Raw genomic sequence first — 4741 nt, 5'->3', positions numbered from 1 at the left:
GCGCCGCGGCGGCCGCCGGCTCGACCGAGGAAGCCCGCCTGCCACAGAAGGTAGCCGAGGCCGACCGCCAGGGTGCAGACGATGACCCGGAGGTCGAACTCGCTCCGCGGTGCCGGTGCCGGACGGTCGCGGCCCTGCAGCATCCAGCGCTTGGCTTGAACGAACGTCTGGCCCGCATCGCCGACCTCGCCCTCGGACAGCAACGCCCGCGCTGCCGGGATCAACTCGTGCTTGTGGCGGTGAAGGTACTGGTCGACGAGGAAGGTCGCGTCCTCGAAGGCATCCAGCCACCCCTCGGAGCCCGTCCGACGCTGTCGCGCCAGGTCCGCGAGCTGGCTCATGAACGCCCGGTGCTGCTCGTCCAGCGCATCAACCAGCGTCCGCGTCTGCGCGCGCCGGCCGAGGGGGGCGTAGAGGCTGACGGAGACCGCCTCGGCATGTGCTTCGAGGCGATCGATGAGCTCGCCGAGAAGGCGCTCGCGGCTCCGCACGGCACCCGGCCCCTGCGATGCCTTCGGCGCATCGTGGATGAGTTGCTCGATGTTCGCGTGGTCGCGCCCGATGAGCTGCCAGACATCCATGATGGTACTCCTTACCGTTGTACCTGCTAACCGCCCCGCCCACCGGCCGTTCCTCCATCCGCCCGTGCTCGGGGCGCAGCGTGCGCAACGAATCGCCGGGGCGGGCCGCGTGAATGAACCGCCGGTGCACTGCCGCATTGGGGGAGGCAGGAGCACCCCATGCCGATCGACGACACGCACGAGCCTCAGACCGTCAACCTCTCGACGCCGGACGCGGCCGCCTACTGGGCGCGCAAGCTCCAGGTGCCGGTGGAGACGCTCGGGGCGGCTGTGGAGGCCGTCGGCCACGACGCCGAGAAGGTCGCGGCGCATCTCGGCCTTCCCTGGCCGTACGAGGCCAGCGGCATCGTCTGACGCGACGCTTCGCCGGCCCATCGGGCCGGTGGGCGATCGAGCACCGTTCCGACCGTGCCTGTCGGGACACGCCGCGCGACGACGTGGGCCGGGCGGCGCAACCCGGACGCATCCCGCAACGTTCTGGCACCGGACCCGGGTCAACCGGGTGCCTCAGGAGAAGACGATGTTGGTACGTTTTGGAGTCGGCTTTGCGCTCGCGACGTTTGCGGCGACCGCAGCGATCGCCGCTCCGGTGTCGCAGGAAGACAAGGCCGCGATGCAGCTGCTCTGCGCCGGCGACTTCGCGACCTTCTGCACCGGCCTGCCGCTCGAGGACGGCCCCGAGACGCGCGCTTGCTTCAACAGGAACATGTCGAAGCTCTCGCCCGGGTGCCGCAACGCGATCGAGGCCTACAAGAAGAAGGGTTGAGGCCCGCCCCACCGGCGCCCCGAGCCGCGTCGCGCGGCCGGTTCCCGCCCGGCGGTAGGCATGGAGCTCCGCGAGGCGGAATCCGGCTCTCGTCGCTCGGCCTTCCGGCGGCAAGCGTGCGCCGATCCGGACCGCACCCCGAGGCCGCGCTCACCCCAGGGTGATCGCGCCGTCGCTCTGGTCGATCGTTGCGACGCGCGGGCCGCGAATGTCCAGATCCCGCTGTTCCCAGGCCGATAGGGCGGCGTTGACGGCTTCGACGATCGCGCCCGGGGAGCCGCCCATCTGCGGGCGGATCGCCTCGACCAGCCGGGTGACGATCGTCTGCTCCTCCAAAGGGTGAGCCGGCATGGTCGCCTGGCGGCAGTACGCCGCATAGACGTTCTCCGCGATGGCGCGGGCCGCGCGGTCGGGATCGGGCGTCTCGCTCATTCCAGAAAAGCCTTTCGCGTCGGGGTGCTCGGAAGACGCTGTTTCGCGCGTCGCCCGCTTCGTTGGGTGCAGCTTCGGCAGGCCCGCGGTCAGGGGGACGGCTCCTGCAAGGGCTTGCCCTTGTCGACCACGTAGACCGACAGGACCTTGATCGTCCTGTCGCCGACCACCGTGTAGCCCGCGTGCGGCACGCCGCGCGGGTTGATCCCGCGCTCGCCGGCCGGCCGTTGCTTCGGTTCCTTGCCGGACATCTGCACCGTGCCGCCCTCGATCACGTAGAACGACTCCTCGCCGTGGTGGACGTGGCGGGGCGAGGTCGCACCCGGCGGAAACTCCACCAGCTGCATGATGATCTCGCGCGTGTCGTCGCCGGAGACCGGCGCGCGGCCGAGCTCGGTCCGCATGATCTCGTGCACCACCGTCTCCTGCGCCATCGCCGAGCCCCCGAAACCGACTCCACCGGCCGTGCAGGCCAGCGCGAGCCCGCCGCTTGCGTACCATCGCGTCATCGCCTCGCTCCGTTCCTACGGTGCCACCGCATCCCCATCGAAGCCGTGGGCGTCGAAGATCCGGCGCACGAGGCCCGACCGCTTCGCCTCCGCAAGCCACGCCGTCACCGAGGCGAGCGCCGCCGGCCGGCCCTTCGGCACCGCGACGGCGACCTGCGTCCGCTGGAAGCCGCCGGTGACGATCCGCGAGCCGGGGACCTGCGCCACGATCGGCTGCAGCGTGTCTCGCGACAGGGCGAAGGCGTCGGCCGCTCCGGTTCGCATCCGATCGATCGCCTCGGCCACGGAAGAGACGGCCACCGGCCGGGTCCGCGTCAGCGTGCGGCCCGAGGCGCGGATCGTCGTGGTCCCGTCGATCGCCACCACCTTGAGATCCGGCCGGTCGACCTGCGCGACGTCGACGATGCCCGACGCGCCGGTCACTAGGTAGGTGCTCTCGAGGTCGTAGTAGCCCGGCCCGAAATCGAGCACCTGCCGACGCGCCGCATCGACGGGCATGAAGCTCACGTCGATCGTCTCGGCCTGGAGGGCCGCTGCCGCAGCGCCCGAGTTCGGGAAGAGGGTCACGGCCAGCGGCAGGCCCACCTGTCGCGCAAGGTCTGCGCCGAGATCCGCGGTGACGCCCTCGGGCGTCCCGTCCGGCGAGCGGGCGACGAAGACGAGGCCGGCGGACGGCGCCTCGACGAGGCCGACCCGGAGCGTGCCGGTCGGCGCCAGCCCGGCCTTCGCGGCGGTCTCCTGCACAAGCCCGGGAAGCGTCATGGCGGCGAGGATGGCGAGCGCGGCCGGCAATCCCTGGGCGAGCGGCATGGGTGGCGTTCCCGGAGTGGTTTCTTGCCGTCCGCTGTACACCGTCGTCGAAGCGGGTCCCATGCGGGCGGAGCGGGAACCGCCGACGAACGTTGCGCCATGACACGCGGTCGGAGCGAGCCTATGGAAGTCAGCGATCTGAAGAACCCGCCCTTCGTGGTGCTCACCTACCGAGACGGGCACGTCGTCGTCGAGGAGGATGCCGCCACCGAGGTGGCCGCCCGCCTGCGCTTCGCATCGGCGGTCGACCTGTGCGAGACGCGGGACGATGCGCATGCCCACCGGGTCGAGCTGCGATCGGGCGAGGCCGTGATCGACACTTGGCCGAAGGCGGAGCGTCCCTAGGGCGACCGGCGCTCGCCGACGCAGGAAACCCGGATCGCGCGAGCGTCCCGGGGTTCCTGCGTCGTGCGCCGATCGAGAGGGCCGGTCGCTCAGCGGTGGTGACGCCGGTGATGGCGCCGCATCATCCGCATCCCGCCCATGCGGGGGCGCATCATCCCGCCGGTGCGCGCGCCGGCGTGCATTCCGCCCATGCGACCGTTGCCGGTCGCCGCCGCGTTGCGATCGAGGCCATCGCCCGGTGACGCCATGCCGGCGGTGTTGGCGCCGAGCAAGAGGCCGAGCGCCACCGTTGCGCCGAGGATGAGCTTGTTCATTCTGTAGAGCCTTACACGGCGCTGCGCCGTGACGTCAGAACAGGGATCGGCAGTCCTGGTTCCAGAGATAGGATCGTCGCACGTCGGGATCGCTCGGTTTCTGCAATATTACATCCGATACCCACGCGTTTCGTTCGAACGGCACTTGACGAGATAGGCGAGCCCGCAGAGCCATAGCTTTTCCGGAAAAGGAGTGCCGCCTTGGAAGATCAGCTCGAATATCAGCCCAATACCCCCGTCGGTCTCACGGCCGACATCGTCGCGGCCTATGTCTCGGGCAATCATGTCCAGGTGGCTGAGCTGCCGACGCTGATCGCCAACGTGCACGCGATGCTGTCCGAACTTCGCAACGGCAAGCCGGCCGAGCCCGCGGGCCCGGAGAAGCCGACGGCGGCTCAGATCCGCAAGTCGGTCACGCCCGACGCGCTGGTCTCCTTCCTCGACGGCAAGCCCTACAAGACGCTGAAGCGCCATCTGAACGGGAACGGCCTGTCGTTCGAGGAGTACAGGACCCGCTACGGCCTGCCGGCGGACTACCCGTCGACCTCGGCGAACTACTCCGCCACGCGCTCGGCGTTGGCGCGCTCGCTCGGCCTCGGTCAGCAGCGGCGGAAGCAGCCCGCGGCCGCCGCAGCGGTCGAGGCGACCGCCGAGGCTCCGAAGGCGCGCGGACGCAAGCCCAAAGCCGCCGAGTCACCCAAGGCCGTAGAGGCGTCCCAGGCCGAAGGAGCGCCGCCGTCGGCTCCGAAGACGCGTGGCCGCAAAGGCAACGCCAAAACGGTCGCCGAGCCGGCCTGACGCCGTTCGACGCCCCGTCCCGTGGGTGGATCGGGACGGGGCCGGATCGCCCGGCGAGAGCGTGCTACTCCGCCTTTGCGGCCACGCGTCTTCGGAGCCGACGGCGGCGCTCCTTCGGCCTGGGACGCCTCTACGGCCTTGGGTGACTCGGCGGCTTTGGGCTTGCGTCCGCGCGCCTTCGGAGCC

General features: G+C 70.6%; 9 protein-coding genes. 4 read left to right on the top strand and 5 right to left on the bottom strand.

The genetic code is table 11. The features are described 5' to 3' along the window. Window positions 1-581: hemerythrin domain-containing protein (locus FV223_RS20440; protein ID WP_147728723.1), on the bottom strand; the 581-nt coding region annotated here is incomplete at its 3' end. 159 nt (window positions 582-740) lie between these two features. Here FV223_RS20440 and FV223_RS20435 point away from each other — a divergent pair. Continuing rightward, window positions 741-935, top strand: coding sequence for a DUF3606 domain-containing protein (locus tag FV223_RS20435; RefSeq protein ID WP_147728722.1), 195 nt, complete (start codon window positions 741-743; stop codon window positions 933-935). A gap of 148 nt (window positions 936-1083) precedes the next feature. Then, window positions 1084-1347: a hypothetical protein gene (locus tag FV223_RS20430; protein ID WP_243934143.1), complete on the top strand. Its 264-nt coding sequence runs from the start codon at window positions 1084-1086 to the stop codon at window positions 1345-1347. 150 nt (window positions 1348-1497) lie between these two features. Here FV223_RS20430 and FV223_RS20425 read toward each other — a convergent pair whose 3' ends face one another. The 3 genes from FV223_RS20425 to FV223_RS20415 all read right to left on the bottom strand — a co-directional run bounded on the left by FV223_RS20425 (window position 1498) and on the right by FV223_RS20415 (window position 3098). Continuing rightward, window positions 1498-1779: a hypothetical protein gene (locus FV223_RS20425; RefSeq protein ID WP_147728720.1), complete on the bottom strand. Its 282-nt coding sequence runs from the start codon at window positions 1777-1779 to the stop codon at window positions 1498-1500. A gap of 89 nt (window positions 1780-1868) precedes the next feature. Further along, a complete protein-coding gene (locus tag FV223_RS20420; RefSeq protein ID WP_147728719.1) occupies window positions 1869-2288 on the bottom strand; it encodes a cupin domain-containing protein in 420 nt (139 codons plus the stop codon). Window positions 2289-2303: 15 nt separating this feature from the next. Further along, window positions 2304-3098: a transporter substrate-binding domain-containing protein gene (locus FV223_RS20415; protein WP_246686505.1), complete on the bottom strand. Its 795-nt coding sequence runs from the start codon at window positions 3096-3098 to the stop codon at window positions 2304-2306. Between the two features lie 123 nt (window positions 3099-3221). Here FV223_RS20415 and FV223_RS20410 point away from each other — a divergent pair, with 123 nt between their 5' ends. After that, window positions 3222-3443, top strand: coding sequence for a hypothetical protein (locus FV223_RS20410; RefSeq protein ID WP_147728718.1), 222 nt, complete (start codon window positions 3222-3224; stop codon window positions 3441-3443). A gap of 89 nt (window positions 3444-3532) precedes the next feature. Here FV223_RS20410 and FV223_RS20405 read toward each other — a convergent pair whose 3' ends face one another. Further along, complete coding sequence (locus FV223_RS20405) at window positions 3533-3757, bottom strand: hypothetical protein (RefSeq protein ID WP_147728717.1); 225 nt, start codon at window positions 3755-3757, stop codon at window positions 3533-3535. Window positions 3758-3958: 201 nt separating this feature from the next. On the opposite strand from FV223_RS20405, the gene FV223_RS20400 reads away from it, so the two are divergent. Then, window positions 3959-4555 (top strand): MucR family transcriptional regulator, encoded by a 597-nt coding sequence (locus FV223_RS20400; RefSeq protein ID WP_147728716.1) that lies wholly within the window; start codon window positions 3959-3961, stop codon window positions 4553-4555. Window positions 4556-4741: the final 186 nt, after the last annotated feature.

Source organism: Methylobacterium sp. WL116 (genome assembly GCF_008039455.1).
Taxonomy (GTDB): domain Bacteria; phylum Pseudomonadota; class Alphaproteobacteria; order Rhizobiales; family Beijerinckiaceae; genus Methylobacterium.
The sequence above is the reverse complement of the archived record's forward strand: the minus strand, read 5'-3'. Positions and strand labels throughout refer to the sequence as shown.